Annotated in this window: 27 protein-coding genes; 19 read left to right on the plus strand and 8 right to left on the minus strand. The window is 72.0% G+C overall.

The genetic code is table 11. The annotated features are described in order from the left end of the window. Nucleotides 1-26: 26 nt before the first annotated feature. Complete coding sequence (locus EDF48_RS05460; protein WP_243698040.1) at nt 27-2,270, plus strand: AAA family ATPase; 2,244 nt, start codon at nt 27-29, stop codon at nt 2,268-2,270. Nucleotides 2,271-2,424: 154 nt separating this feature from the next. Here EDF48_RS05460 and EDF48_RS05465 read toward each other — a convergent pair whose 3' ends face one another. Genes EDF48_RS05465 through EDF48_RS05475 form a run of 3 tightly spaced genes read right to left on the minus strand, consistent with a single transcriptional unit; the run spans nt 2,425 to nt 4,885 of the window. Continuing rightward, complete coding sequence (locus EDF48_RS05465; RefSeq protein ID WP_131878604.1) at nt 2,425-2,700, minus strand: protealysin inhibitor emfourin; 276 nt, start codon at nt 2,698-2,700, stop codon at nt 2,425-2,427. Between the two features lie 38 nt (nt 2,701-2,738). Further along, the gene (locus EDF48_RS05470) at nt 2,739-3,788 is read right to left on the minus strand and encodes a M4 family metallopeptidase (protein WP_123293928.1); all 1,050 of its coding nucleotides are present in this window, start codon (nt 3,786-3,788) and stop codon (nt 2,739-2,741) included. A 41-nt stretch (nt 3,789-3,829) separates the two neighbouring features. Beyond that, a complete protein-coding gene (locus EDF48_RS05475) occupies nt 3,830-4,885 on the minus strand; it encodes a glycoside hydrolase family 6 protein (RefSeq protein ID WP_165932320.1) in 1,056 nt (351 codons plus the stop codon). Between the two features lie 143 nt (nt 4,886-5,028). On the opposite strand from EDF48_RS05475, the gene EDF48_RS05480 reads away from it, so the two are divergent. The 8 genes from EDF48_RS05480 (at nt 5,029) to EDF48_RS05510 (ending at nt 10,150) form a co-directional block, all read left to right on the plus strand. Next, entirely contained in the window at nt 5,029-5,475 is a 447-nt protein-coding gene (locus EDF48_RS05480) for a VanZ family protein (protein ID WP_123293926.1), read from the plus strand. Nucleotides 5,476-5,577: 102 nt separating this feature from the next. Then, on the plus strand, nt 5,578-5,847 hold the full coding sequence (rpsO, locus tag EDF48_RS05485) for a 30S ribosomal protein S15 (protein ID WP_070416523.1): 270 nt from the start codon (nt 5,578-5,580) through the stop codon (nt 5,845-5,847). Nucleotides 5,848-5,984: 137 nt separating this feature from the next. After that, on the plus strand, nt 5,985-6,602 hold the full coding sequence (locus tag EDF48_RS05490) for a CE1759 family FMN reductase (RefSeq protein ID WP_123938818.1): 618 nt from the start codon (nt 5,985-5,987) through the stop codon (nt 6,600-6,602). 126 nt (nt 6,603-6,728) lie between these two features. Further along, on the plus strand, nt 6,729-7,088 hold the full coding sequence (locus tag EDF48_RS19010; protein WP_165932321.1) for a hypothetical protein: 360 nt from the start codon (nt 6,729-6,731) through the stop codon (nt 7,086-7,088). Further along, nucleotides 7,085-8,050, plus strand: a complete 966-nt coding sequence (locus tag EDF48_RS05495; RefSeq protein WP_165932322.1) for an FAD:protein FMN transferase — start codon at nt 7,085-7,087, stop codon at nt 8,048-8,050. The genes EDF48_RS19010 and EDF48_RS05495 overlap by 4 nt, the downstream gene beginning before the upstream one ends. Beyond that, on the plus strand, nt 8,050-8,607 hold the full coding sequence (locus EDF48_RS05500; RefSeq protein WP_131878610.1) for a ferric reductase-like transmembrane domain-containing protein: 558 nt from the start codon (nt 8,050-8,052) through the stop codon (nt 8,605-8,607). Before EDF48_RS05495 ends, EDF48_RS05500 begins: the two co-directional genes overlap by 1 nt. Continuing rightward, nucleotides 8,604-9,920 (plus strand): NADH-ubiquinone oxidoreductase-F iron-sulfur binding region domain-containing protein, encoded by a 1,317-nt coding sequence (locus EDF48_RS05505; RefSeq protein WP_131878612.1) that lies wholly within the window; start codon nt 8,604-8,606, stop codon nt 9,918-9,920. Before EDF48_RS05500 ends, EDF48_RS05505 begins: the two co-directional genes overlap by 4 nt. Continuing rightward, nucleotides 9,917-10,150 (plus strand): ferredoxin, encoded by a 234-nt coding sequence (locus EDF48_RS05510; protein WP_131878614.1) that lies wholly within the window; start codon nt 9,917-9,919, stop codon nt 10,148-10,150. The genes EDF48_RS05505 and EDF48_RS05510 overlap by 4 nt, the downstream gene beginning before the upstream one ends. 10 nt (nt 10,151-10,160) lie before the next feature. Here EDF48_RS05510 and EDF48_RS05515 read toward each other — a convergent pair whose 3' ends face one another. Continuing rightward, nucleotides 10,161-11,375 carry a lytic transglycosylase domain-containing protein gene (locus EDF48_RS05515; RefSeq protein ID WP_131878616.1) on the minus strand — a complete coding sequence of 405 codons (1,215 nt, stop codon included), beginning with the start codon at nt 11,373-11,375 and terminating at the stop codon, nt 10,161-10,163. Between the two features lie 281 nt (nt 11,376-11,656). Here EDF48_RS05515 and EDF48_RS05520 point away from each other — a divergent pair, with 281 nt between their 5' ends. After that, the gene (locus tag EDF48_RS05520; protein WP_131878618.1) at nt 11,657-13,924 is read left to right on the plus strand and encodes a polyribonucleotide nucleotidyltransferase; all 2,268 of its coding nucleotides are present in this window, start codon (nt 11,657-11,659) and stop codon (nt 13,922-13,924) included. Between the two features lie 69 nt (nt 13,925-13,993). Here the strand turns inward: EDF48_RS05520 and EDF48_RS05525 are convergent, their stop codons facing one another. Further along, nucleotides 13,994-14,521 (minus strand): YbhB/YbcL family Raf kinase inhibitor-like protein, encoded by a 528-nt coding sequence (locus EDF48_RS05525; RefSeq protein ID WP_131878620.1) that lies wholly within the window; start codon nt 14,519-14,521, stop codon nt 13,994-13,996. A 246-nt stretch (nt 14,522-14,767) separates the two neighbouring features. Here EDF48_RS05525 and EDF48_RS05530 point away from each other — a divergent pair, with 246 nt between their 5' ends. Next, complete coding sequence (locus EDF48_RS05530; RefSeq protein ID WP_131878622.1) at nt 14,768-15,733, plus strand: ferritin-like domain-containing protein; 966 nt, start codon at nt 14,768-14,770, stop codon at nt 15,731-15,733. Between the two features lie 238 nt (nt 15,734-15,971). Here the strand turns inward: EDF48_RS05530 and EDF48_RS05535 are convergent, their stop codons facing one another. Further along, on the minus strand, nt 15,972-16,619 hold the full coding sequence (locus EDF48_RS05535; protein WP_123341038.1) for a TetR/AcrR family transcriptional regulator: 648 nt from the start codon (nt 16,617-16,619) through the stop codon (nt 15,972-15,974). Between the two features lie 246 nt (nt 16,620-16,865). Between EDF48_RS05535 and EDF48_RS05540 the strand changes: the two genes are divergently transcribed. Both EDF48_RS05540 and EDF48_RS05545 read left to right on the plus strand, forming a co-directional pair. Continuing rightward, nucleotides 16,866-18,200, plus strand: coding sequence for a pitrilysin family protein (locus EDF48_RS05540; protein WP_131878624.1), 1,335 nt, complete (start codon nt 16,866-16,868; stop codon nt 18,198-18,200). 8 nt (nt 18,201-18,208) lie between these two features. Next, nucleotides 18,209-18,811, plus strand: a complete 603-nt coding sequence (locus EDF48_RS05545) for a histidine phosphatase family protein (protein WP_111084585.1) — start codon at nt 18,209-18,211, stop codon at nt 18,809-18,811. Here the strand turns inward: EDF48_RS05545 and EDF48_RS05550 are convergent. Next, the gene (locus EDF48_RS05550) at nt 18,808-19,299 is read right to left on the minus strand and encodes a GNAT family N-acetyltransferase (RefSeq protein WP_131878626.1); all 492 of its coding nucleotides are present in this window, start codon (nt 19,297-19,299) and stop codon (nt 18,808-18,810) included. The genes EDF48_RS05545 and EDF48_RS05550 overlap by 4 nt on opposite strands. Before the next feature lie 23 nt (nt 19,300-19,322). Here EDF48_RS05550 and EDF48_RS05555 point away from each other — a divergent pair, with 23 nt between their 5' ends. Further along, nucleotides 19,323-20,069 (plus strand): dihydrodipicolinate reductase C-terminal domain-containing protein, encoded by a 747-nt coding sequence (locus EDF48_RS05555; RefSeq protein WP_228505012.1) that lies wholly within the window; start codon nt 19,323-19,325, stop codon nt 20,067-20,069. Nucleotides 20,070-20,133: 64 nt separating this feature from the next. Beyond that, nucleotides 20,134-20,544 carry a tetratricopeptide repeat protein gene (locus EDF48_RS05560; protein ID WP_131845484.1) on the plus strand — a complete coding sequence of 137 codons (411 nt, stop codon included), beginning with the start codon at nt 20,134-20,136 and terminating at the stop codon, nt 20,542-20,544. Between the two features lie 7 nt (nt 20,545-20,551). Here EDF48_RS05560 and EDF48_RS05565 read toward each other — a convergent pair whose 3' ends face one another. Next, on the minus strand, nt 20,552-21,472 hold the full coding sequence (locus EDF48_RS05565; RefSeq protein WP_131878628.1) for a TIGR01777 family oxidoreductase: 921 nt from the start codon (nt 21,470-21,472) through the stop codon (nt 20,552-20,554). 38 nt (nt 21,473-21,510) lie between these two features. Between EDF48_RS05565 and EDF48_RS05570 the strand changes: the two genes are divergently transcribed. The 4 genes from EDF48_RS05570 (at nt 21,511) to EDF48_RS05585 (ending at nt 25,793) form a co-directional block, all read left to right on the plus strand. Beyond that, nucleotides 21,511-22,341 carry a thymidylate synthase gene (locus EDF48_RS05570; RefSeq protein WP_123341035.1) on the plus strand — a complete coding sequence of 277 codons (831 nt, stop codon included), beginning with the start codon at nt 21,511-21,513 and terminating at the stop codon, nt 22,339-22,341. Continuing rightward, on the plus strand, nt 22,341-22,841 hold the full coding sequence (locus EDF48_RS05575) for a dihydrofolate reductase (protein WP_131878630.1): 501 nt from the start codon (nt 22,341-22,343) through the stop codon (nt 22,839-22,841). The genes EDF48_RS05570 and EDF48_RS05575 overlap by 1 nt, the downstream gene beginning before the upstream one ends. Before the next feature lie 248 nt (nt 22,842-23,089). Then, nucleotides 23,090-24,067, plus strand: coding sequence for a 4-hydroxy-tetrahydrodipicolinate synthase (gene dapA, locus EDF48_RS05580; protein WP_111084638.1), 978 nt, complete (start codon nt 23,090-23,092; stop codon nt 24,065-24,067). Between the two features lie 49 nt (nt 24,068-24,116). Next, nucleotides 24,117-25,793, plus strand: a complete 1,677-nt coding sequence (locus EDF48_RS05585) for a ribonuclease J (protein ID WP_131878632.1) — start codon at nt 24,117-24,119, stop codon at nt 25,791-25,793. Nucleotides 25,794-25,810: the final 17 nt, after the last annotated feature.

The following is a 25,810-nucleotide window of genomic DNA, read 5'->3' on the forward strand; positions in this document are numbered from 1 at the left end:
ATTCCCCTCTTCCCGAAGGGTTGCGTGTGTCCGAACCGACCGAGATCGACCGCGAGCGCGGCTACGTGGACGGCCTCTTCCGCCGTCTCGACGAGCTGACCGCCGAGGCCGAGCAGCGTCTCGCCGAGACCCGTCGTCAGGCGGTCGGCGGGAACCACCAGAGCCGCAGCGAGCGCGATGCGTACGCGCGACTCTACGAAGACACCGTGGCGACCCTGGAGCGCGTGGGGGACCGTCTGGTCTTCGGCCGGCTCGAGGTCTCCGAGCCCGACAGCTCCGAGGACGCCTTCCGCTACATCGGCCGCGTGGGCCTGCGTGACGCCGACCACCGCCCACTGCTGCTCGACTGGCGTGTGCCCGGTGCCAGCGCCTTCTACCAGGCCACCGCGGCGCACCCGATGGGCATGCGCTCGCGTCGCCACCTGTCGCTCGAGGGCCGCCGGGTCGTCGGTGTCGAGGACGAGGTGTTCGACGCCTCTCTCTACGACGACGAGCGCACCCACCTGCAGGGCGAGGGGGCGCTGCTGGCCGCGGTGACCGCCGAACGCACCGGCCGGATGACCGACATCGTCGCCACCATCCAGGGCGAGCAGGACCGCATCATCCGCTCCCCGCTCGAGGGCGTGCTCATCGTGCAGGGCGGCCCCGGCACCGGCAAGACCGCCGTGGCGCTGCACCGTGCCGCGTACCTGCTGTACTCGTACCGCGAGCGGCTGCGGGGCTCCGGCGTCCTGATGGTCGGCCCGTCGCCGGCGTTCCTGACGTACATCGAACAGGTCCTGCCGTCGCTCGGTGAGACCGGTGTCGTGATGGCCTCGCTCGGTTCCCTCTACCCGGGGGTGCACGCGACGACGCACGACGCCCGCGACGTCGCCGCCGTGAAGGGCTCCGCGCAGACGGCCGCACTCCTGCGCCGCGCCGTGCGGTCCCGCCAGGTGGTGCCGACCGAGTCGGTGACGCTCGACGTCGAGGGCGAGCGGCTCGTCGTGACGCCGCAGCTCGTGGCCGACGCGATGAAGCGCGCCCAGGACCGCGGCAAGCCCCACAACGCCGCGCGCGTGACGTTCAACAAGCTCGCGCTCGACGCGATGACCCGGCTGCTCGCCGAACAGCTGCGCGAGCGCGGCACGACGGTGGACGAGGCCGACGAGAAGGTCCTGCGCGAGGACATCCGGAGCTCCTACGACGCCCGGGTGCTGCTCAACACCGCGTGGCTGCCGCTGCCCCCGGAGAAGTTCCTCGAGGACCTGTACGCCCGTCCGAAGTGGCTCGCCTCGCTGACCCCGGACTGGACCCCGGAACGCCGTGCCCTGCTGCAGCGCGCACGCGGTGCTGCTTGGACGGTCGAGGACGTCCCCCTGCTCGACGAGGCCGCCGAACTGCTCGGCCCGTTCGACCCGACCGGCGGCGCCGCCAAGCGCGCGGCGAAGGCCAGCCGGAACCGTGACATCGAGAACGCGCGGCAGGCGATCGAGAACATGGGCGTCGAGGGCATCGTCACCGCCGAACAGGTCGCCGGCTCGTTCGCCGAGGGCGGCGACCCCCGCTCGACCGCGGAGCGCGCCGCCGACGACCGCGAGTGGACCTACGGGCACATCGTGGTCGACGAGGCGCAGGAGCTCTCGCCGATGCAGTGGCGCGTGCTCGCACGCCGCAACCCGCTGCGCTCCTTCACGATCGTCGGCGACATGGCGCAGGGCTCCTCGCCCGGGGCCGCGCGCACCTGGGACGACGTGCTCGGCGCGCTCGCCCGCCGACGCCGTGGCCGGGCACCGCTCGTGCCGCTCGACCACCGCATCGAGCAGCTCACCGTGAACTACCGCACCCCGCGGTCGATCGTCGAGGCCGCCGGCGTCTTCGCCGACGGTGCCGGCCTGACCGTCACCCGCAACGAGGCCGTGCGCGACGGCGACCCCGTCGAGCGCGTCCGCGTCGCCCGCGCCGACCTGCTCGACACGGTCGTGTCGGTCGCCGACGCCGAACGGTCGCGGATCGGTGCCGGCACCATCGGCGTGATCGTCCCGGAGTCCGAGGTCGACGCCGTCCGCCAGCGGCTCACGCGCACCGAGGCCGACGTGCGCGGGCTCGCCTCGCCGCACGCCGGGTCGCTCACGGTGTTGACCGGGGCGGACGCCAAGGGCCTCGAGTTCGACGGCGTGCTGCTCGTCGACCCCGACCGTGTCGGTGGCGACGCTGCGCGCCCGGCGGCCGCGGTCTACGTCGCGATGACGCGTCCGACGCGGCGCCTGACGGTCATCGACGTCGACTGAGGGGACGCTCCGCGCATCGCGCGCGGCCACTTCGTGAGCAGAAATGGTCGAGTTCGCCGCGCGGAGGCGACCATTCCTGCTCACGATCCGCGGCGGTCCGGCCGGCGCGGGGCGGACGGGAGGCCCGTGGCGGCTCCGGCACGGGCCTGCCGTCTCAGGACGGGTCGCCTGCAGAGCGGACGCGCGCGACGAGGTCGGCCCACGCGCCGTCGAGACGGCGGCCCGGGATCGTCACGGTCGTGCGCTCGACGGTGATCGTCCACGTGAAGTCGTCGGGGACCGGCGGCCCGGCCGTCGCCGTCGCGGGGGTCCGGGGGAGCGCGTCGACGACATCGGACCACGCCGCGGGGTCGGCGCTCGTGTCGGTGTCGACCCGCCAGTGCCGCGTGGTACCGGCGAAGCCCCCGGAACGACGGACCTCGATGCGCATGCTCCCGACCCTACGCCGGTGCGTGGCGCTCGATCGTCTCAGTCGAGGACGCCGACCGTCCGCCAGGCATCCTGCACCGCGGTGTGCTCCGCGGAACCGGCGCCGAACCGGGACCCAGCTGCGTCGATCGTCACGGCGGCGAACCCGGCGAAGTCGATCGAGGCGGTGACGGCGTCCGAGGTCAGGGCGTCCCACCACACGGCACCGGCGCCCTGCCAAGCGTACCCGCCGATCGCGGTCGCCGCCAGGAAGAACGCGTGGTTCGGGATGCCGGAGTTCGTGTGCACCCCACCGGCGTCGTCGGTCGTCACGACGAAGTCGGCCATCGTCGCGGGCTGCGGGTCCTTGCCGAGCACCGGGTCGTCGTAGGCGGTACCCGGGGCCCGCATCGAGCGCAGGGCATCGCCGTGCACGGCATCGGTGAAGAGCCCCTGGCCGATGAGCCAGCTCGCCTGCTCGGCGGTCTGCCCGGCCGCGTACTGGGCGACGAGGGAGCCGAACACGTCGCTGATCGACTCGTTGAGCGCCCCGGACTGCCCCTGGTAGGTCAGGTCGGCGGTGTACTGCGTGACGCCGTGCGCCAGTTCGTGCCCGATGACGTCGAGCGCGATGGTGAAGCGCCGGAAGACCTCGTCGTCGCCGTCGCCGAACACCATCCGGCTGCCGTCCCAGTAGGCGTTGTCGTAGTCCTGCCCGAAGTGGACCGTGGCGTCGAGGGGGAGTCCGGCACCGTCGATCGACACCCGGCCGAAGACGTCGAGCCAGAAGGCGTGGGTCGCACCGAGGCCCGCGTACGCCTCGTCGACGGCCGCGTCGCCGGTGTCGGGGGCGCCCTCGCTCCGGACCACCGTGCCGGGCAGGGTCGTCGTGCCGCGGGCGTCGGCGATCGTGCGCTGGGGCGACCGGTCGACCGTGCCGCTGACACGGCGCGGGGCGACCAGGTGCTGGTGCTTCGGGCTCTGCACGAGCTCGAGCGACGCCAGTGCGGTGCGCGCGGCAGACGCCGCCCGGGGGAACTCGGCCGCCTGGGCCACGGCGTGGAGCAGGTAGGGCGGGACGACGGAGCGCCGGCTGTCGGTCGGGGTCATGCGCTCATGCAACCACCGGGCACCGACACCCCGGCACCGGCTCAGTCGCGCTTGCGGTTCTCGACCAGGCCGAGCGCGTAGGACTCCCACCACTGCCCGGCGGCCGGTCCACCGTTGCACGTGCCGTCGCTGAGCCCAGGGGTCTTGACCCAGAGCAGGGCGTCTAGCCGGCTCGATCCGCCGGTGACGTGCGGTGCCTGGCCGAGACCCGCACCCTCGGGGTTGCACCACGTCCCCCGCCAGCCCTGACCGTTCCGGGAGACGTCGATGACGAAGTGCGGATCACCACCGATCGCGTCGGCGAGTTCGTCGGCGTAGGCGCGTTCCTGGTCGACGCGGTAGAAGTTCGAGACGTTCGTGAAGAAGCCCTGCACCTCGTCCACACCCGCCTGACGCAGCCAGTCGGCCATCGTCGCGGTCGGCACGCGGTTCTCGTTGCCGCCGTCGAGGTACACCGTCAGTCCGTGCCCGGTCAGCGCGTCCACGGCCTTGCGGAGCAGGGGGAGTCGGGAGTCGCGGAGGCGCTCGCAGTTCTGGATCTGTGCGATCGCGTCCGGTTCGACGAGCACGACGGCCTTCGAACCGGCCATCGCGCGGACGGCGGACCGGACCCACGGCAGGTACGCGTCGTCGGTGGTGCCGCCCTTCGAGTAGCTGCCGCAGTCGCGGTCCGGCACGGTGTACAGCACGAACACCGGGGTGGCCTGCTGCTGCTCGGCGTTCCGGACGACGGTGCGGATCGTCGTGCGCGTCTCGGACCGCGAGGTGTTCGTGAGCCAGGTCGCGATCGGCTGGTCGGCGATGCGGGCGATCTGCGCCGCGGTGTCGTCGTGTCCGGCGGCGCGGGCCTGGCGCTCGCGGATGCCCGGCTGGTTCACGTCCGACGGCTGGTGCGCGAGGCCGCCGGGGAACGTCTGCTCCACGGTCTTCCGCGTCACGACGTCCCGTCCGCTCCTCGGCGGGTCGGCATCCGGGCCGCCGCCGTGCGGCACGACGACCACGAGCGTCGTCACGACCGCCGCGACACCGACGACCGCGGCCGCGATCCACAGCCACTGACGTCGCGCGGACGCACGCTTCCCCTGGTGCTCCGGCATCCGGCGGTCCTCCCTGTTCGCACCCATGCTGACAGGTGCGGGGGAGTCCTGACCAGGACACCGGGGTGTTCGTTCAGGTCGGCCGACGGCTTCTGCCAGGAGCGCTCCAGCGACCCCGCAGGACGGTGTTGCAGAATACCGGGATGTTCCGTCGACTCCTCCTCCTCGCCGTGACCGCGGCGTACGCCTGGGTGATCTGGCGGATGACGCTGACCCCGCAGGTCTTCACCTCGGCGCAGAACTCGTTCGTGCTGCACGCGATCGCCTGGGTGCAGCAGCTGCCGCACGGCACCTGGTTCACGTACGAGCGCACCGAGTTCCTGGCCAACATCGCGATGTTCGTGCCGGTCGGCATGCTCGCCGCACTCTGGCTGCCGCGGCGCTGGTGGATCCTCGGGGCCCTGGTCGCGGTCGCCCTGTCGACCGGCATCGAGTTCGCGCAGGCCACCTACCTGCCCTACCGCGTCGCCGACCCCCGCGACGTGCTGTCGAACGGCCTCGGTGGACTGCTCGGCGCGACGCTCGTCGGACTCGTCCGCAGTCTGCTGCCGGCGCCCCGTCGTCGTCGCCTGCGCGCCAGGACCGCCTAGGACTCTGGTAGTCTTGCGCGGTTGCCGTCGAACGGCCGCGGACAAAGAGCGCTCGTGCATCAGGCACGGGCACCGCGCAACGGACTGAAAGGGGATCTACGCATGGCACTTGACGCGAAGGTCAAGCAGGAGATCATCGAAGAGTACGCGACCCACCCGGGCGACACCGGTTCCCCCGAGGTCCAGGTCGCCGTTCTGACGCGTCGTATCAACGACCTGAACGAGCACCTCAAGGAGCACAAGCACGACCACCACTCGCGTCGTGGTCTGCTGCTCATGGTCGGTCAGCGTCGCCGTCTCCTCGGTTACCTCTCCGACGTCGACATCGCCCGCTACCGTGCGCTCATCGAGCGCCTCGGCCTGCGCCGCTAGTCGACGCCTCACGGCTTGACTGAACGCCCCGGTCCTCCTCGCGAGGACCGGGGCGTTCTCCGTTCCCGGGAATGGTTGCGCGCGGCGCACGGTTCGGTACGATGTTCATGCAAACGCATCGAAAGTCGGGAACCACCATGACCACCATCGCCGTCGTCTCCGCCGGACTCTCCGAGCCCAGCTCCACCCGCCTGCTCGCCGACCGCCTGGGCGAGGCCGCCGTCGCCGCGCTCGTCGCCGAGGGCACGCCCGCGCACGTCCTGCACGTCGAGCTCCGTCCGCTCGCGCACGAGATCACCGACGCGATGCTCACCGGCTTCGCGGCGCCCGCGCTGTCCGCCGCCATGGCTGCAGTGGTCGAGGCCGACGCCGTCGTGTTCGTCACGCCGATCTTCACGGCCGGCGTCAGCGGCCTCGCGAAGTCGTTCCTCGACGTCCTCGACAAGGACGCGCTCGCCGACCTGCCCGTCCTGCTCGGCGCCACGGGCGGGACCTCGCGGCACTCGCTCGCCATCGACCACGCCCTGCGTCCGGTCTTCGCGTACCTCCGTGCAGCGGTGGTGCCGACCGGCGTGTTCGCCGCGACCGACGACTGGGGGAGCGACGGCGACGCCGCGGCCCTGGACGGACGCATCCGCCGGGCCGGAGCGGACCTGGCCTGGGCGATCCGGGCCTCCCGGCGGGCCCCGCAGGAAGCCGACGCGCTCCCCGCGACCGCGGACTTCGCGAGCCTGCTCGGTGGCCTCGGGCACTGACCCGGACCGCTGACCCCGCGGCCCGCTCTTAGGCGGACCACAGGGTTCGTGGGGTCGGAGTGCGGCCGGCTGGCGGCTCGCTCATCGGTGCGCTCGGGAACCTCGTCATGACGACGAGGAGGACCGATGGACACCAGAGGCAACGGCAAGCGATCCGCACGGATCACGAGTGCGCTCGCGAGCCTGGGCGGACTCGCGGTCGCGACGGTCACGGGTGCGGGGCTGTGGTTCGGGCACGAGCAGGCCAGCACGCCGACGACCGACACGTCCACGAGCACGAGCACCACGACGGACTCCGGTTCGGGTACCGGGACGTCGAGCGACGCCACCACCGACTCCGGGTCCTCGTCCTCCTCGTCGTCGAACGACACGTCGAACGACTCGTCGAACGACACGTCGACCGACAGCGGCACGAGCAGCAGCGACACCGGCGTCTCGCAGGGCACCACCGGTGGGTCGTCCGACACGACGACGACGGGATCGTGACCGTGCGCGCCGCCGCCGAGTGGGACCTCTGGACCACCACCGCCCGGGTCGTCCTCGACCACCGCGACCGCCGCCACCTCGCTGCCGCCGAGTCCTGCGTCCGCGAGGTCACGGCCGCCGTCGACGCCGCGTGCAGCCGGTTCCGCGACGATTCCGAGCTCCTGTCCCGCGCCGACGACCTGGTGCGCGGCACCGAGGTCTCGCCGTTGCTGGCGACGCTCGTGCACCAGGCCGTCGACGCCGCACGGCTGTCGGACGGGGACGTCGACCCGACGCTCGGCCGACGGATGGTGTCCCTCGGGTACGACGCCGCGTTCGCCGACGCGCCACCGGTCCCGTCACCCGACGCCGTGGCCCGATCGCTCGACGACCGCCCGGCGTGGCAGCGGATCCTGCTGTCCGGCACGTTCCTGCGGGTCCCCGAGGGCGTCACGCTCGACCTCGGTGCCACGGCGAAGGCCGCCGCCGCGGACATGGCGGCCGCGAGCATCACCGCGCGGCTCGGCGTCGGTGCCCTCGTCTCGCTCGGCGGGGACGTCGCCACGGCCGGCCCGGACCCCTCCGGCGGCTGGCAGGTGCGCGTGCAGGACGTGGCGGACGACCCCGTCGACCACGTCCGCATCGCCTCCGGGTGGTCCGTCGCGACCTCGAGCACGCAGAAGCGCCGCTGGGAGCAGGACGGGACCGCGCGGCACCACATCCTCGATCCCCGGTGGGGCCTGCCCGCCGACCCGGTCTGGCGGTCGGTGACGGTCGTCGCCCCCTCGTGCACCACCGCCAACACGATGACCACCGCCGCCGTCGTCCGGGGGCACGGCGCCGTGGAGTGGCTCCGGCAGAGCGGCCGTGCGGCCCGGCTCGTCGCGGCCGACGGCTCGGTGCTGCGGCTCGGCGGCTGGCCGGAGGACCAGGCTGCCGACGGTGCCGTCACTGACACCTTGGACGGGGCGGACGCCGCCTGATGGACACTGCGCTCTGGGTGGTCGGCCGCGGCACGGGCGTCGCCGCCGTCGTGCTCCTGACCCTGACGGTCCTGCTCGGCATCGTGAGCCGCGGCGGCCGACCGCTCCCCGGCCTGCCGCGGTTCGGCGTGCAGCTCGTGCACCGGGACGTCGCCCTCGCGTCCACCGTGTTCGTGGCCGTGCACGTGGTGACGCTGCTGCTCGACACCGAGGCCGAACTGCGCCTGTTGGACGCCGTCGTGCCGTTCGTCGGCGCGTACCGCTGGTTCTGGCTCGGGCTCGGCACCCTGGCGGTCGACCTGCTCGTGGTGCTCGTCGTCACGGGGATGCTCCGCCGGGTGATCGGTCCGCGGGTGTTCCGCGCCGTGCACTGGGCCGCCTACGCCATGTGGCCGATCGCGATGGCGCACGCGATCGGCACCGGGACCGACGGCACGTCCGCCTGGTTCCTGGTGGTCGCCGGGGTCTGCGCCGCCGCCGTCCTCGGCGCCGTGGTCTGGCGCTGCACGGCCGGCGTCACCGCGTTCCGTCCGACCCCGAAGGAGGCCCTCCGATGACCCTGACCCACCCGCTCACCGTGCCACGACCGACCGGCACGCAGCGACTCCTCGCCGCCCCCGGCCCTGGACTCGACGCCCACCACCGCACGCACGGGCCGCTGCCGCACGTGGGACCCGGGATCATCGACGAGATCGGTCTCGCCGGGGTCGACGGCCGCGGCGGAGCCGGGTTCCCGCTCGCCCGCAAGCTCGACGCCGTGGCGGGCCGGACCCGGCGCGGGAGCCGCGGTGCCCCGATCGTCATCGCCAACGGCGCCGAGGGGGAGCCCGCCAGCCGCAAGGACGCCGTCCTGCTCGAACGCGCGCCGCACCTGGTGCTCGACGGCATCGTCGTCGCGGCGCTCGCGATCGGTGCGACCGAGGCCGTGGTCGCCACGAGCGCGCGGCTCGCCGACCGGGTCCGGCAGGCACTCGCCGAACGCACCGACGGCCGGCGCGGCACCGGCACCGACCCGGTCGCCATCGAGGTCCGGGCCCTGCCCCACACCAGCTTCGTCGCCGGGCAGGCCACGGCACTCTCCTCGGCCGTCGCCGGAGGACGCGGCCTTCCGGAGGACCGCGTCGTGCGGCTCGCCGACCGGGGACCGACCGGTCGCCCGACCCTCGTGTCGAACGTCGAGACCCTGGCCCAGGCGGCACTCGTCGCACGGTACGGGGCGGCGTGGGCGCGGAGCGTCGGCAGCGCGAGTGCTCCCGGCACCCGTCTCGTGACGGTCAGCGACGTGACCGACCCGGGTGGTGCCGTGGTGCTGGAGACCGCCGGGGGTGCGCCGCTCGGGCAGCTGCTGGGGGCCTCCCGACTGCCGGCGGCCGACCCGCGACGGACGCGAGCCGTCCTGGTCGGCGGGTGGGGCGGCACCTGGGTGCCGGCCGCAGCGCTCGACGCGCCCCTCGACGTCGACGGGCTCGCACCGTGGGGTGCGGCGCCCGGGTCGGGCGTGCTGGCCGTGCTCGACGACCGGACCTGTCCGGTCGGGGTCACCGCAGGCCTCGCCGCTGCGCTCGCCGGGGCGTCCGCCGGCCGCTGCGGGCCGTGCGTGAACGGGTTGCCGCGGATCGCCGACGTGGTCGCCGACCTGGCCTCCGGGCGTCGGGCGGGCGACCTGGCCGGCGAGGTCCGGCGGATCGCTGCCCTGGTCGACGGACGCGGGGCCTGCCACCACCCGGACGGCGTCGCGCGGATGGTGCGGAGCGCCCTCGACGTGTTCCACGACGACGTCCAGGCGCACCTGCGGGGCGCGTGCCTGGTCGGGCCCGGTGCGGCCGGGTCCGGCTCGGCGGGGTCCGGCTCGGTCGGTGGACTCCGATGACCGCCGCCGCAGGCCCCGTCGCCCTGCACATCGACTGGACCCGCTGCCGGGGACGCGGCCTGTGCACCGAACTCTTCGCCGAGCGGCTGGCGCGCGACGAGTGGGGCTACCCGATCGCGCGGGACGGCGGCGGCACCCGCGACGTGCCGGTGCGGCCGGACGAACGCGCCGCCGCTGCGGACGCGGTGGCGATGTGCCCGCTGCAGGCGTTGCGGCTGGTGGAACAGTGAGCGGTCGTGCTCAGTACCAGTGCGGGTTGACGCTCATCTCGTGGCCCCACGCACCGCACGGCGACCCGTACGCGCTCTTGATGTAGGCGAGTCCCCAGTTGATCTGCGTGTTCGCGTTCGTCCGCCAGTCCGCCCCGGCCGCCGACATCTTGTCAGCGGGCAGGGACTGCGGGATGCCGTAGGCGCCGCTCGAGGCGTTCAGCGCGTTCGCCCGCCAGCCGGACTCCTGCGTCCACAGCGACACCAGGCAGGAGAACTGGTCGTCGCCCCATCCGTACGAGCTCAGGGCGCTCCGCGCGTACGCCTGTGCGGCCGCGGGGTCCACCACGACACCGCCGGTGCTCGGGTAGCTCGTGCCCCCGCCGCCACCGGCGCTGGTGCTCCCGCCGCTACCGGTGTCGGCGCTCGCCGAGGCTGCTGCCGCCGCCTGTGCCGCGGCGGCCGCCGCACGCTTGCGCTGCTGTTCGGCCTTCTGCGCCGCGACCTTCTGCCCGAGCTCGTACCCGGCGGCCTGCTTGGCGGTGGTGTCCCGGAGCGACGCGAGCTGCGCGTACAGCTCGTCGCTGTGCTGCTCGGTCGACTCGACCGCGGCGTTCGCCACGGCCTCGGCGGACTTCGCCGCCGCGGACCGTTCCTCGGCCGCCTGCGCACGCGTCGCGCGTTCGGTCTCGGCGCGTTCGGCCTGTTCGTGCAGTGACGATGCCGTGCCGGCCGCGACGGACGCCTCGTCCATCACGCCGGACCACGTGGACGACAGCTGGTCGAGGGCGCCCAGTTGGTAGAGCAACTGGTCGGGGTTCCCCGCGGTCGCGATCCGGGTGGTCATCTGGTTCGTGCTGCCGTCGCGGTACAGGTTCGCCGCCAGTTGGCCGGCACGCTGCTGGGCCCGGTCCGCCGTCTCCGTCGCGTGCTGCGCCTGGGCCTGGAGGCTCGTGGCGGCCTGGGTGGCCTCCGCCAGCTCCGCCTCGGCCGCGTCCGCCTTCGACGAGGCCGTCAGCGCGGCCTGCGACTTCGCCGCCGCCTCGTCCTGCGCCGACTGCAGCGCGGCCTGCACCTTGGTGACCTCGGCGCGCTTGGCGGTCTCGTTCCCCTTGGCCTGCTGCACGTCCTGCCAGGTCGGGTACTCCGTCGCGGACGCCGGGACAGCGGTGAGGACCGGGGCGACGAGCGCGCCGACGACCACGGCGGCCGCGACGAGCACGCCCCGCGAGGGGGTGAGACGCATGGCAGCAGGTTACCGAGGCTCGCCCGGCCGTCAGCGAGCCGCGCCGCCGATTCCCTGTGGACTGGTAAAGTCCATCGTGTCCGAGGACCGTTTCCCCGGATGTTCGACACAACACTGCGCAGGCCGGGCACGGAGCTGGTCATCGGTGGTGGCTCGCGGGCCGGAACGGTTTCCCGAGTGCTTCTACTGCTGGCCAGACATGCGTCCGGAACGATCGGCGCGCACGCACCATCGAGTGCCGTCGCCACGGCCTGCCGAACACACATCAAGGAGGCACCCTTTTGGAGGGTCCCGAGATCAAGTTCGCCGAAGCCGTCATCGACAACGGCAAGTACGGCAAGCGCACCGTCCGGTTCGAGACCGGTCGGCTCGCACAGCAGGCGCAGGGCGCGGTCGCCGCGTACCTCGACGAGGAAACGATGCTCCTCTCGGCCACCAGCGCCGGCAAGCACCCGCGTGAAGGATTCGACTTCTTCCCGCTGACCGTCGACGTCGAGGAGCGCTCCTACGCCGCCGGCAAGATCCCCGGTTCGTTCTTCCGCCGCGAAGGCCGCCCGTCGACCGAGGCCATCCTGGTCTGCCGACTCATCGACCGGCCGCTGCGCCCGTCGTTCGTCGACGGCCTGCGCAACGAGGTCCAGATCGTCATCACCGTCCTGAGCATCGCTCCGGACGAGTTCTACGACGCGCTGGCCATCAACGCCGCGTCCGCGTCGACGCAGATCTCCGGTCTGCCGTTCTCCGGCCCGATCGCCGGTGTGCGCCTCGCGCTGATCGGCGAACAGTGGGTCGCGTTCCCGAAGGCATCGCAGCTCGCCGAGGCCGTGTTCGACCTCACCGTCGCCGGCCGTGTCGTCACCGACGAGGCGGGCAACGAGGACGTCGCCATCATGATGGTCGAGGCTGAGGCGACCGAGCACGCCTGGGACCTCATCCAGGGCGGCGCCACCAAGCCCGACGAGGCCGTCGTCGCGCAGGGTCTCGAGGCGGCCAAGCCGTTCCTCAAGTCCCTCGTCGACGCCCAGGCGAAGCTCGCCGCGCAGTCCGCCAAGGAGATCCAGGACTACCCGGTCTTCCCGCCGTACGCGCCCGAGGTCTACTCGGCCGTCGAGGCCATCGCGCTCTCCGAGCTCGGTGACGTCTACAAGATCGCCGCCAAGACCGAGCGCCAGGACGCCGACGACGCACTCAAGTCGCGCGTCAAGGAGGCCATCGCGTCGAAGGTGTCGGCGGGCGAACTGCCCGACGTCGCCAACTCGCAGGTCAGCGCCGCGTACAAGTCGGTCACGAAGAAGGTCGTCCGCGGCCGCATCCTGACCGAGCAGGTCCGCATGGACGGCCGAGGCCTGGCCGACATCCGTCCGCTCGACGCCGAGGTCGCCGTGATCCCGCGCGTCCACGGTTCGGCGATCTTCCAGCGCGGCGAGACGCAGATCCTCGGCGTCACCACGCTGAACATGCTCAAGATGGAGCAGCAGATCGACTCGCTGTCGCCCGTCACGAAGAAGCGCTACCTGCACCACTACAACTTCCCGCCCTACTCGACCGGTGAGACCGGCCGTGTGGGTTCGCCGAAGCGTCGCGAGATCGGGCACGGCTTCCTCGCCGAGCGCGCCCTCGTGCCGGTGCTGCCGACGCGTGAAGAGTTCCCGTACGCCATCCGTCAGGTCTCCGAGGCGCTCAGCTCCAACGGCTCGACCTCGATGGGTTCCGTCTGCGCCTCGACCCTCTCGCTGCTCAACGCCGGTGTGCCCCTCAAGGCCCCGGTCGCCGGCATCGCGATGGGCCTGGTTTCCGACACCGTCGACGGTCAGACCCGCTACGCGGCGCTGACCGACATCCTCGGTGCGGAGGACGCCCTCGGCGACATGGACTTCAAGGTCGCCGGTACCTCGGAGTTCGTCACCGCGATCCAGCTCGACACCAAGCTCGACGGCATCCCGTCGACGGTGCTCGACGCAGCGCTGAAGCAGGCCAAGGAGGCCCGCTCGGCCATCCTCGGTGTGCTGAACGAGGCGATCGACGCCCCCGACGAGATGGCGGACACCGCTCCTCGCGTCATCTCGGTGCAGATCCCCGTCGACAAGATCGGCGAGCTGATCGGCCCGAAGGGCAAGACGATCAACGGCATCCAGGACGAGACCGGTGCCGACATCTCGATCGAGGACAACGGCACCGTCTACATCGGTGCCGTCGACGGACCGTCGGCCGAGGCCGCTCGTGCGTCGGTCAACGCGATCGCGAACCCGACCAACCCGGAGATCGGGGACCAGTTCCTCGGCACCGTCGTGAAGATCGCCACGTTCGGCGCCTTCGTGTCGCTGCTCCCGGGCCGTGACGGCCTGCTCCACGTCTCCGAGGTGCGCAAGCTCGCCGGTGGCAAGCGTGTGGAGAACGTCGAGGACGTTCTGGGCGTCGGCCAGAAGGTCCTGGTCGAGGTCACCAAGGTGGACGACCGCGGCAAGCTGTCGCTCGCGCCGGTCGTCGCCGAGGAGTCGGACACCGACTCCAGCGGTGCCCGCGAGGAGTCGACGGACGCCACCGTCTGATCTACCCCTGGCGCCCGAACGGCCGTCGTCCCTTCCGGGGCGGCGGCCGTTCGTCGTTGCGGGGTCGTCCTACGCGGCGGGGGTCTCCTGCGTGCCGACGAGCTGCGCGCGACCGAGCAGGTGCTCGCGCAGCACGAACCCGACGACCGCGGGGGTCGCGTCGGCCGGCGCCTCGAGCAGCGGCACGTCGAGGGCGCTCAGCGTGAAGAAGTAGCGGTGCACGCCGTGGCCCGCGGGCGGAGCGGCGCCGAGGAAGGTGTCGGTGCCGAACTCGTTGCGGCGGCGGAGTGCCTCGGCCGGCAGCAGGGCGTCGTCGGTGCCGGCGCCGGCGGGCAGCGAGGTCGCCGAGCCCGGGACGTCGGTCAGGCTCCAGTGCCAGAAGCCCGAACCGGTCGGGGCGTCGGGGTCGTACACGGTGAGCACGAAGCTCTTCGTGCCCTCGGGAGCGCCGGACCACTCGAGTGCGGGAGAGCGGTCCTCGCCTCCCGCGTCGGTGCCGCGCGCCGAGGTCGGCAGCTCGCCGCCGTCGGTGAAGTCGGGGCTGGTCAGGGTGAACGAGGGGACCTCGGGGAGGTTCCAGTTGGGGTCGTTGGCCATGTGCCCAGCCAACACCCGCAGCCTCGGCGGCCGCCCGACGCGGCCGCCCGACGCGGCCGCCCGGTGCGGCCGCCCGTTCGGTCGCCCTGTCCGAACTCCGCCGAATGACCGGGAACGCTGGAAGCGCCCCCTGTTCGGGGGTATCTTCGCCGCACGATCGACCATCCCGCCGATCGCGGCTCGACCGACCCGTTTCCCTGCAGCGTCGGTGGGGTCCCGTGCTGCCAGCACGACATGAGGACAACGATGTTCGACAAGCGTTTCATCCACCACGCCATCGATCGCAGCGCCGAGAACGCGCTCGACCGACGACGGTTCTTCGCAGCCGCCGGCGTCGCCGGCGCCTCAGCCGGCATCGCCGCGCTCGGCTCGTCGGTGCTCACCACCGACCGCGCCGCCGCCACCCCGGAAGAGGACGGTGCCGTCTCCGACGCCGCCATCCTCAACTTCGCCCTGAACCTCGAGTACCTCGAGGCCGAGTTCTACCTGCGTGCCGTGTTCGGCGCGGGCCTCGCCGACAGCATGATCACCGGCATCGACCCGCAGGGGCCGGTGATCGGTGGCAAGAAGGTACCGTTCAAGACCGCGGCCATCCGCGGCATCGCCACCGAGATCGCGAACGACGAGCGCGCGCACGTGGCGTTCCTCCGATCCGCCCTCGGCGGTGCGACGGTCTCACGTCCGAAGATCGACCTCGTGTCGAGCTTCACCGCGGCGGCGCGCGCTGCGGGTGTGGTCGGCCCGACCGGCACCTTCGACCCGTTCGCCAGCGAGGAGAACTTCCTGCTCGGGGCGTACATCTTCGAGGACGTCGGGGTCACCGCCTACAAGGGAGCCGCGCCGCTCATCACCAGCAAGACGTACCTCAGTGCCGCGGCGGGCATCCTCGCCGTCGAGGCCTACCACGCCGGGATCATCCGGTCGAAGCTCTCGGACAAGGGGCTGCAGGTGCCGGCGAACAAGATCTCCGACGCCCGTGACTCGCTCGACGGTCCGACCGACGACGACCAGGGGGTGACGACCCGGTCGGGAGCGGTGAACCTCGTGCCGACGGACTCGAACTCGCTCGCCTACGGCCGCACCGCGGAGCGTGTCCTGAACGTGGTGTTCCTGAACCCGAACCAGATCGACAAGGGCGGGTTCTTCCCGGATGGCGTCAACGGCTCCATCGTCTCGAGCGGCAACCCCGGGAGCGCCACCGGACCGGCCTGATCCGAGCGACGCAACTGGTCGCGGTGAGCGCGACCACAGAGCGGACGGGAGGCACGGTGCCAGCTGGCACCGTGCCTCCCGTCCGCTCGTGGTCGCGAAAGCGACGGATGTCACGTCGGCGGGTCCGTGCCGCGAGGGCGACAGTGTGCCGCGAACGGTTCGCGGCAGACTGTCGCTTTCGCGGCAGGCGGGCGGCAGATGGGCCGCAGCCGAGCGGGGCCCCGACGGCAGCCGGGCGTCAGGCGGCGAGGACGCGGTCGACGACGCGACCGAGCGCTGCCGTCGCCGCGATGGCGTCACCGGCGTAGGCGCCGGCCATCGCACCGTCGCGCGCGAGCATGAGCTCGTCGGCGCCGTCGCCCGGCAGCTGGTGGCCGGACTCCTGCAGCAGGGTGGCGAGCCGGTCGGTGTACCAGTCGCGGTGGGTGGCGACCACCTCGCGCACGGGGTCGCGGGGGTCGTGGTACTCGGCGGCGGCGTTGAGGAACGCGCACCCGCGGAAGTCGGGGTCGTTGACCTCGTCCGCCAGGGCCGCGACCCACGCGCGGACCGCTGCGGCGGAGGAGCCGGCGTCGGTGACGAGCTGTTCCAGGCGTTCCTGCACCCGCTCGTGCTGCGTGCGGATGTAGGCGAGGATCAGGTTGTCCTTCGACCCGTAGTGCTTGTAGAACGTCGCCTTCGTGACGCTCGCCTCGGAGATGAGACGGTCGACGCCGACGCTGTGGATGCCCTCTTCGTAGAAGAGTCGCGTGGCCGTCTCGAGGATGCGGACCTTCGCGCCGCCGGAGCGGGGAGTCGGGGGGACGCTCGACCCGTCCGGCGACGCGAGGTTCGTGCTCGGACCAGGGAGACGCTGGACGGCCGGTTGGGGGGAATCGACCGTCACAGCGTGGCTCCTTGGTTCATCGGCTCCGCGACCGAGTGGGGGGACTCGTGGCCGCGAGGACTGATGTCCCGAGCCGCCGGATCGGAACTTAGGGGGGCTTTCGATCCGGCGTGAACGACTGTACCACAAGGAGGACAGACAGACGAGTCGGTCTGTCCGCAATTTCTGTACCCCTCTTCGAGTGACAGTCCGTGGGCCTGTGGAAACTGGGCGGTGGGCTCCGGAGCATCAGTAGGCTCGTCTGCGATGAACCAGCCAGTGCCATTGCCGCTCGGGGCCCCGGACACGTCCTTCCTGACGTCCGGAGGGGCCTTCGTCCGCCGCACCGTGCTGCCGTCGGGTGTCCGCGTGCTGACCGAAGCCGTGCCCGGTGCCGCTTCGACGAGCATCGGGTTCTGGGTCGGCGTCGGTTCCCGCGACGAACGCGACGGCCAGTTCGGATCGACCCACTTCCTCGAGCACCTGCTGTTCAAGGGCACCGAGACCCGGTCGGCGCTCGACATCGCGATCGCGTTCGACTCGGTCGGCGGCGAGCACAACGCCGCGACGGCCAAGGAGTACACCTGCTACTACGCGCGGGTGCGGGACGCCGACGTCCCGATGGCCGTGCAGGTCATCGGTGACATGGTGACCGGCTCCGTGCTCGACCCCGAGGCGTTCGCCGTCGAGCGCGGCGTCATCCTCGAAGAACTCGCGATGGCCGCCGACGACCCGGCCGACGTCGCGGGTGAAGCGTTCTTCGCCGCGGCCTTCGGCGGACACGCGCTCGGTCGTCCGATCGGCGGGACCCCGGACAGCATCCGCGCGGTCCAGCGGGACGAGGTCCTGGCCCACTACCGCGAGCACTACGCACCGAACGGCATCGTCGTGACCGCCGCCGGTGCCGTCGACCACGACCGGTTCTGCGACGCGGTCGCCGCGGTGTTCCAAGACGCGCCGCCCGCCGAGCCGCTCGCACGCCGGACGCCGCAGACCGTCGCCGACCCCATCGAGCCCAAGCTGTCGGTGGTCCACCGTCCGACGGAGCAGGTCAGCATGCTGCGCGGCTCGCAGGGACTCGACCTGCGCGACGACCGCCGGCCGTCCCTCAGCGTCCTGAACGCCGTGCTCGGCGGGGGCATGAGCTCCCGGCTCTTCCAAGAGGTCCGCGAGCGACGCGGCCTCGCCTACGCGGTGTCGTCCTTCGCGCCCGCCTACCTCGACAACGGCGCCTTCGGCGTCTACGCGGGCTGTGCGCCCGACAACGTCCCCGGGGTCATCGAGATCATCGACGCCGAGTTCCGCCGCATGGTGGACGACGGCATCACCGACGACGAGCTCCGCCGCGCCAAGGGCCAGATCGAGGGCGCCCTGACGCTCTCGCTCGAGGACTCCGACGCCCGGATGACCCGCCTCGGCCGGTCCGAGCTCGGCACCGGGGAGTACACCGACCTGTCGACCGCACTGGAGCGTGTCGACCGGGTCACCACCGACGGCGTGCTCGAACTCGCCCGCGACCTCCTGACCCGCCCGACGATCACGTCGGTGGTCGGGGCGGTGCAGCAGGACGAGCTCGCCGCAGCGATCGGGATGGGCAGCTGAGCACGGACATGTCGCACTACCTGTACCTCGTCCGGCACGGCGAACACCAGGACGCCGAGCACGGCCTCCGCGACGGCAAGCTGTCGGAACGCGGCAAGCGCCAGGCCATGCTCGTCGCCGACCGTCTCGGCGGGCTGCCGTTCGACGGCGTGTACCACTCCCCGTTGGAGGCCCCCAGCGAGACCGCCGCGTTCCTGGCGCAGCGACTGCCGTCGATCCAGCCCGAACCCTCGACGCTGCTGTTCGACTGCGTCCCCTCCGGCCCGACCCCGGACATGCCGCACGCCTACCAGGGCTGGTACGGCGGCGTCACGGAAGAGGAGATCATCGCCGGCCAGGCGCAGATGGGCGACGCCGTCTCCGAGTGGTTCACCCCGGCGCGCGAGGACCGGCACGACCTGCTCATCACCCACAACGCCGTGATCGGCTGGTTCGTGCGCGAGGCGTTCCAGGCACCCGAGTGGCGCTGGATGGGCACGAACGTCGCGCACACCGCGCTCACGATCATCCGGATCCGTTCCGCGAAGCCGGCCGAGGTGGTCGCCCTGAACGACCTGGCCCACCTGCCGGTGGAGCTCCGCACCGGGCTGCCGGTCGACCAGCCCGTCTAGCGGGAGGCCGGCTTGCGGAACCAGGCGGTCGCGTTCGGGTTGTCGTTGAACGGCGCGACGCGCTCGTAACCCCGGCTGCGGTACATCGCGCCCGCGGCGACGAGGGAGTCGTTCGTGTCCAGCACGATGCTCGTCGCCCCCAGCGCGGCGCCTTCCCGTTCGAGTGCGTCCATCAGCACCGTGGCCACGCCCTTGCCCCGTCCCGCCGGGGTGACGAAGACGTGCTTGACCTCGAACCGGACGTCCGTGGTGGTCGCGTCGGGCTCGTCCGCGATCCGCCGCAGGCCGCCGCAGCCGACCGCGACCCCACCGTCGTACGCCACCGCGAAGACCCCGTTCGGCGGCGTGAACTCCGCCGCCGGGGTGCGCTTCCGCGAGTACGCGCCCTGCGCACTGGGGAACGTCGCCTCGCGCTCGTCGAGGTACGCGTCGAGCAGGACGTCGACCTCGGGCAGATCGGCCGGCACGGTCCTGACCTCGACTGACATGCGTCGATCCTAGGATGGACCGCATGGTCACTCCCGTCGCCGTCGTCGGCGCCACCGGTCGTCTCGGGGGCCTCGTGGCCTCCGTCGTCGAGGAACTCCCGGAGTTCGAGCTCGTCGCCCGCCTGTCGTCGAAGGACGGTGCCCACGAAGCACCGCCGTCGGTGTTCGGCGGTGCCGCGCTCGTCGTGGACGTGACGGTGCCGGCGCTCAGCCCCGCGATCGTCGAGAACGCGCTGTCGAGCGGGGCGAACGTCCTCGTCGGCACGTCCGGGTGGTCCGCCGACCGTCTCGCGAAGCTCCGTACCGCCCTGCAGGAGCGTCCCGACCAGGGCGTCCTCGTGGTGCCGAACTTCTCGATCGGGTCGGTGCTCGGCACTCACCTCGCCACCATCGCGGCGCCGTGGTTCCCCTCCGTCGAGATCGTCGAGACGCACCACGCCGGCAAGATCGACTCGCCGTCCGGCACCGCGGTGCGCACCGCCGAGCTCATCGCCGAGGCCCGTCGCGACGTCGGCCCGGTCGAGGCTCCGCACGTCGACCAGCGCGCCCGCGGCCAGCAGGTGGCGAGCGTGCCGATCCACTCGCTCCGGCTGCCCGGGGTGAAGGCCGTGCAGGACGTCCTGCTCAGCGGTCCCGGCGAGACCCTGACGATCCGGCACGACACCAACGACGACGTCGCCTACGTCGCCGGGATCCGGGCGGCGTTGTCCGCCCTCGGATCCGCCCGCGGGCTCACCGTGGGCCTCGGCAGCGTCCTCGGCATCGGCTGACCCGGTGGGACGTGCAGCGCGGGCCGGCCGCGCGATCCGGTCGCCGTTCTGGGGCGCAGCGCTGATGACCCTGCTGTTGGCGCTCTACATCGTGCTCGTCGGGCAGCGGGCCGTGGCGTTCATCGCCACGGGCATCCCGATCGGGATCGGCATCGGCGTCGCCCTGTTCGTCGTCGCCGCGATCGGGGCGCTGCTGCTCGTGCTCGAGTTCCGCTTCGGCATCCGGATCACCCGGCTCGGATCCCGGCTCGAAGCCGAGGGCGGCGCACCGGAGGACGTCGTGCCCGTGCGTCCGTCCGGGCGTCCGACGCGCGAGGCCGCCGACGAGCTCTTCCCGCAGTACAAGGCCGCCGTCGAGCAGAACCCGGCGGACTGGCGCGCCTGGTACCGGCTCGGGGTCGTCTACGACGCCGCGGGCGACCGCAAGCGCGCTCGAGCCGCGATGCGCACGGCCCTGTCGCGATCGAGCGCCTGAGACCCGGTCAGAGGACCGCGTCGACGGCGTCCACCGCACGCGTGTACCGGAACACGTAGCCGGACTCGAGCAGCTTCGTCGGCACCATCCGCTGACTCGACAGCAGCATCTCGTCGGCGGCGTCCTGCAGCGCCAGGCGCAGCGCGAACTCCGGGATCCGGAACAGGTACGGCCGGTGCAGGTCCTCGGCGACGCGCTTCGTGATGCGGTCGGCGACGACGGCTTCCGGCCCGGAGAGGTTGACCGGTCCGCTGACACCGGACGCCGACGGGCTCGTCGCCAGGTGCACGATCGCCCCGACCTCGTCCTCGAGTGCGATCCACGGCCAGTGCTGCCCGCCGGTGCCGAGGCGACCGCCGAGCCCTGCCCGGGTGAGCGGGATGAGGGGTGCGAGCGCGCCGCCGCCCTCGCCGATCACGATGCCCGTGCGCAGGGTCACCACGCGGACGCCGTCCGGGGCAGCGTTCGCCGCGGATTCCCACGCGGTGCAGACCTCGGCGAGGAACCCGGTGCCGGGGGCCGCGTCGTCCTGCAGGACGTCCGCCGGGCGGTCGCCGTACACGCCGGACGCCGATCCGGACAGGAACAGCGCCGGGGGAGTGCTGGCGTGTCGCATGGCCTCGACCAGGGTGTCGGTCGCGTCGACGCGGGAGCGCCGGATCTCCTCGCGGTACTTCGCGGTCCAGGGCAGCTTGCCGATGTTCGCCCCCGCCAGGTTGATCACCACGTCGGCACCGTCGACGATGGCCGGGTCGAGCGGCCGGCGACCCGGAGCCCAGCGGAACTCGGAGGCCGTGTGCGGCTCGCGCCGGACGAGCGTGGTCACGTGGTGGCCCGCCTCGCGCAGCGCGCGGACGAGCGGGGTGCCGATGAAGCCGGACGCGCCGGCGATCAGGATCGAGAGGGGCTCTGCCGCCGTGTCTGCCATGCCGGCAACGCTACTCACGCCGACGTAGGCTTCTGTGTGTGAGCGACAGCGAGACCGTGCAGCCCGACCCCACCGTGCCGACCCCGTACGAGGACCTGCTCCGCCGGGTCCTGACCGAGGGCACGCCGAAGGGTGACCGAACAGGCACCGGGACCCGCAGCCTGTTCGGCGCGCAGCTCCGCTACGACCTGTCGAAGGGCTTCCCGCTCGTGTCCACGAAGCGCGTGCACTTCAAGTCGATCGCGTACGAGCTGCTCTGGTTCCTACGCGGCGACGGCAACGCCACCTGGCTGCAGGAGCACGGTGTCCGGATCTGGAACGAGTGGGCGGACGAGGACGGCGACCTCGGCCCCGTCTACGGCGTGCAGTGGCGCTCGTGGCCGACCCCGTCCGGCGAGCACGTCGACCAGATCGCCCAGGTCATCGACCAGATCCGCACGAACCCGGACAGCCGCCGGCTCATCGTCTCGGCGTGGAACGTCGCCGAGATCCCGGACATGGCGCTCGCACCGTGCCACGCGTTCTTCCAGTTCTACGTCAACGACGGCAAGCTCTCGTGCCAGCTCTACCAGCGCAGCGCCGACATGTTCCTCGGCGTCCCCTTCAACATCGCGTCGTACGCGCTGCTCACCCACATGATCGCCGCGCAGACCGGGCTCGAGGTCGGCGACTTCGTCTGGACCGGCGGCGACTGCCACGTCTACGACAACCACGTCGAGCAGGTCGAGGAGCAGCTGTCCCGCACGGCGTACGCCCTGCCGACGCTCGAGCTCGCGCCGCGCGACTCGATCGACGACTACGAGTACGAGGACTTCACCGTCGTCGGCTACCACCACCACCCGGCGATCAAGGCCGCGGTCGCCGTCTGATGATCGGCATGGTCTGGGCCCGGTCGACCGACGGGGTCATCGGGGCCGACGGCGGCATGCCCTGGCACGTGCCCGAGGACCTCGCGCACTTCAAGCAGGTCACCGGCGACGCCACGGTGCTCATGGGCCGTCGCACCTGGGAGTCCCTGCCGGAACGCTTCCGTCCGCTGCCCGGTCGGCGCAACGTGGTGCTCACCCGCGACGCGTCCTGGACCGCCGACGGCGCCGAGGTCGTGCACGACCTCCGCGCCGCGCTCGACGGTGCCGACGGTGCCGACAGCCCCGTCTGGGTCATCGGCGGCGGCCAGGTCTACGCCGCGGCGCTGGACCGTGCCGACCGGGTGTCCGAGACCGTCATCGACGTCGACGTGCCCGGCGACACCGTCGCACCGACGCTCGGCGAGCCGGCCGGCTGGACGCTCACCGACGAGGGCCCGTGGCAGGTGTCCCGCACCGGGACCCGTTACCGCTTCCTCGAGTGGCGTCGCAGCAGCGCCTGAGCGTGCGGGCGCCGCGTCGGTGTGCGCCGCGCGCCCCCGTGCGGGCGCCGCGCCCCGAAGAGTCGGGGCGCGAAGACCGCAGCGGGGCGCAGCTGGCGCGGAACCAGGTTCCGGACACCGCCGGGCGCGCGCGACACCGGGCGTGAGCGGCAGGACGGACGTGATCCGGGCCTCCCGTCCGCGCCGCAGGCAGGCGACCGTCCACCCGGACGGCGGCCATTGCGCCCATCCCCGGTACGCTGGTGCCCGTGTCCCCGCGTGAGAATCCCTTCGGTCAGGTCCTCGTCGCCCTCGTGACCCCGTTCACGGCCGACGGTGAGGTCGACTGGCCCGGCGTCGAGCAGCACATCGACGACTGCATCACCGCCGGTGCCGACGGCATCGTCGTGACCGGAACGACCGGCGAGACCAGCACCCTGACCGACCCCGAGAAGCTCCGTCTGGTCGAGGTCGGCAAGTCCGTCGCCGCGGGCCGCGCGAAGATCATCACGGGTGGCGGGTCGAACGAGACCGCGCACGCGATCCACCTGTACAAGCAGAGCGAGAAGGCCGGCGCCGACGGTGTGATGATCGTCACGCCGTACTACAACAAGCCGACCCAATCGGGTGTGCTCACCCACTTCCGGATGATCGCCGACGCCACCGACCTGCCGGTGATCCTGTACGACATCCCGGGGCGCACCGGCATCCCGATCACGTACGAGACGATCGTGCGGGCGTCGCACCACCCGAACATCCTCGCCGTGAAGGACGCCAAGGGCGACTTCGCCGAGGTGTCCCGCGTGCTCAACAACACCGACCTCATGTACTTCTCCGGCGACGACACCAACGTGCTCCCGCACCTGTCGATCGGCGCCACGGGCCTGATCGGCGTCACCGCGAACATCACGAGCACGCCGTACCGCACCATCATCGACGCCGTGAACCGCGGCGACCTGGCGACCGCCACCGCCGAGCACAAGCGCGTCGAGCCCCTCGTCCGCGCCGTGATGACCCACGTGCCCGGCACGGTCGCGGCGAAGTACATCCTGCACGGGCTCGGCCGCATCGGCAGCCCGCGCGTCCGTCTGCCGCTCGTCGGCCCCGAGGACTCCGAGGCGTACGCCATCGAGACCTCGCTCGAAGCCGTGCGCGACGTGCCCGGCGCCGACTTCTCGAACTTCCGCCCCGACCGCAACGCTGCGGCCGGCGGCGCACTGCCAAAGGTGCCAGGCACCACCCGCTAGCGAACACCGCGGCGCGCTCCTCGCGCGTCGCCTGAATCCGTAGGACCGAATGCCCACACAAGTCTCCACACCGCAGCCGCTCGAACCCGGCACCCTCCGCGTCATCCCCATCGGGGGACTCGGCGAGATCGGTCGCAACATGACCGTCTACGAGTACGAGGGCAAGCTGCTCATCGTCGACGCCGGCGTGCTCTTCCCCGAGGAGCACCAGCCGGGGGTCGACCTGATCCTGCCGGACTTCGCGCCGATCCGTGACCGTCTCGACGACGTCCTCGGTGTCGTGCTCACGCACGGCCACGAGGACCACATCGGCGCCGTGCCGTACCTGCTGAAGCTCCGCGACGACATCCCGCTGATCGGCTCCACGCTGACCCTCGCGCTCGTCGAGGCGAAGCTCAAGGAACACCGGATCAAGCCGTACACGCTCGTCGTGGCCGAGGACCAGACCGAGCAGCTCGGCCCGTTCCACCTCGAGTTCGTGGCCGTGAACCACTCCATCCCGGACGCCCTCGCCGTGGCGATCACGACCCCCGCCGGTCGTGTCCTGCACACGGGTGACTTCAAGATGGACCAGCTCCCGCTGGACGACCGCATCACCGACCTCCGTGCGTTCGCCCGTCTGGGCGAGGCCGGCGTCGACCTGTTCCTGCCGGACTCCACGAACGCCGACGTGCCGGGCTTCACCGCGCCCGAGCGCGACATCGGCCCGGTGCTCGAGAACATCATCACGCGCGCCCGCAAGAAGGTCGTCGTGGCGAGCTTCTCGTCGCACGTGCACCGTGTGCAGCAGGTCCTCGACGCAGCCGCGGCCGCGAACCGCAAGGTCGCGTTCATGGGGCGCTCGATGATCCGCAACATGACCATCGCCGCCGACCTCGGCTACCTCCGCGTGCCCGAGAACGTCCTCATCGACACCAAGAAGGCGAAGAACGTCCCCGACGACCAGATCGTCTACATGTCGACGGGGTCGCAGGGCGAGCCGATGGCCGTGCTCGCGCGCATGGCGAACCTCGAGCACCAGATCGAGATCGGTGAGGGCGACACCGTCATCCTCGCCTCGTCGCTGATCCCGGGCAACGAGAACGCCGTCTACCGCGTCATCGACGGGCTGACGAAGCTCGGCGCGAAGGTCGTGCACAAGGGCAACGCCAAGGTGCACGTCTCCGGACACGCCTCGGCCGGCGAACTGCTCTACTGCTACAACATCCTGCGTCCGCGCAACGTCCTGCCCGTGCACGGCGAACACCGCCACCTGTACGCGAACGCCGACCTGGCGATCCAGACGGGTGTGCCGCCGCGCAACGTGATCCTCGGGCAGGACGGCATCGTCGTCGACCTGAAGGACGGCGTCGCGACGGTCGCCGGGCAGCTCGACATCGGCTACGTGTACGTCGACGGCTCGACCGTGGGCGAGATCACCGATGCCGACCTCAAGGACCGCCGCGTGCTGTCCGAAGAGGGCTTCATCTCGGTCTTCGCCGCGGTGGACTTCACCACCGGCCAGTGCGTCATCGGCCCGGAGATCCAGTCGCGCGGCTTCGCCGAGGACGACTCCGTGTTCGACGACGTCCGTCCCCAGATCGCCAAGGCGATCGCCGAGGCGGCCGCCAACGGCACGCGCGACTCGCACGCGTTCGCGCAGGTCGTCCGCCGTACGGTCGGCCGCTGGGTCAACACCAAGCACCGTCGTCGTCCGATGATCGTCCCGGTGGTCATCGAGGCGTAGCGCGTTCGTCGCGTCAG

This window comes from Curtobacterium sp. PhB191 (genome assembly GCF_004346515.1).
In the GTDB taxonomy this organism is placed as follows: Bacteria; Actinomycetota; Actinomycetes; order Actinomycetales; family Microbacteriaceae; genus Curtobacterium.

What these genes read in the sequence shown, in the direction of transcription:
- EDF48_RS05515 (WP_131878616.1), bottom strand. Translation starts at nt 11,375, where the DNA reads ATGCGTCTCACCCCCTCGCGGGGCGTGCTCGTCGCGGCCGCCGTGGTC.
- EDF48_RS05550 (WP_131878626.1), bottom strand. Translation starts at nt 19,299, where the DNA reads ATGTCAGTCGAGGTCAGGACCGTGCCGGCCGATCTGCCCGAGGTCGAC.
- EDF48_RS05530 (WP_131878622.1), top strand. Translation starts at nt 14,768, where the DNA reads ATGTTCGACAAGCGTTTCATCCACCACGCCATCGATCGCAGCGCCGAG.
- EDF48_RS19010 (WP_165932321.1), top strand. Translation starts at nt 6,729, where the DNA reads ATGGACACCAGAGGCAACGGCAAGCGATCCGCACGGATCACGAGTGCG.
- EDF48_RS05560 (WP_131845484.1), top strand. Translation starts at nt 20,134, where the DNA reads ATGACCCTGCTGTTGGCGCTCTACATCGTGCTCGTCGGGCAGCGGGCC.
- EDF48_RS05525 (WP_131878620.1), bottom strand. Translation starts at nt 14,521, where the DNA reads ATGGCCAACGACCCCAACTGGAACCTCCCCGAGGTCCCCTCGTTCACC.
- EDF48_RS05470 (WP_123293928.1), bottom strand. Translation starts at nt 3,788, where the DNA reads ATGACCCCGACCGACAGCCGGCGCTCCGTCGTCCCGCCCTACCTGCTC.
- EDF48_RS05555 (WP_228505012.1), top strand. Translation starts at nt 19,323, where the DNA reads ATGGTCACTCCCGTCGCCGTCGTCGGCGCCACCGGTCGTCTCGGGGGC.
- EDF48_RS05540 (WP_131878624.1), top strand. Translation starts at nt 16,866, where the DNA reads ATGAACCAGCCAGTGCCATTGCCGCTCGGGGCCCCGGACACGTCCTTC.
- EDF48_RS05510 (WP_131878614.1), top strand. Translation starts at nt 9,917, where the DNA reads ATGACCGCCGCCGCAGGCCCCGTCGCCCTGCACATCGACTGGACCCGC.
- EDF48_RS05490 (WP_123938818.1), top strand. Translation starts at nt 5,985, where the DNA reads ATGACCACCATCGCCGTCGTCTCCGCCGGACTCTCCGAGCCCAGCTCC.
- EDF48_RS05475 (WP_165932320.1), bottom strand. Translation starts at nt 4,885, where the DNA reads ATGCCGGAGCACCAGGGGAAGCGTGCGTCCGCGCGACGTCAGTGGCTG.
- EDF48_RS05480 (WP_123293926.1), top strand. Translation starts at nt 5,029, where the DNA reads ATGTTCCGTCGACTCCTCCTCCTCGCCGTGACCGCGGCGTACGCCTGG.
- EDF48_RS05505 (WP_131878612.1), top strand. Translation starts at nt 8,604, where the DNA reads ATGACCCTGACCCACCCGCTCACCGTGCCACGACCGACCGGCACGCAG.
- EDF48_RS05500 (WP_131878610.1), top strand. Translation starts at nt 8,050, where the DNA reads ATGGACACTGCGCTCTGGGTGGTCGGCCGCGGCACGGGCGTCGCCGCC.
- EDF48_RS05575 (WP_131878630.1), top strand. Translation starts at nt 22,341, where the DNA reads ATGATCGGCATGGTCTGGGCCCGGTCGACCGACGGGGTCATCGGGGCC.
- EDF48_RS05545 (WP_111084585.1), top strand. Translation starts at nt 18,209, where the DNA reads ATGTCGCACTACCTGTACCTCGTCCGGCACGGCGAACACCAGGACGCC.
- rpsO (WP_070416523.1), top strand. Translation starts at nt 5,578, where the DNA reads ATGGCACTTGACGCGAAGGTCAAGCAGGAGATCATCGAAGAGTACGCG.
- EDF48_RS05585 (WP_131878632.1), top strand. Translation starts at nt 24,117, where the DNA reads ATGCCCACACAAGTCTCCACACCGCAGCCGCTCGAACCCGGCACCCTC.
- EDF48_RS05565 (WP_131878628.1), bottom strand. Translation starts at nt 21,472, where the DNA reads ATGGCAGACACGGCGGCAGAGCCCCTCTCGATCCTGATCGCCGGCGCG.
- EDF48_RS05465 (WP_131878604.1), bottom strand. Translation starts at nt 2,700, where the DNA reads ATGCGCATCGAGGTCCGTCGTTCCGGGGGCTTCGCCGGTACCACGCGG.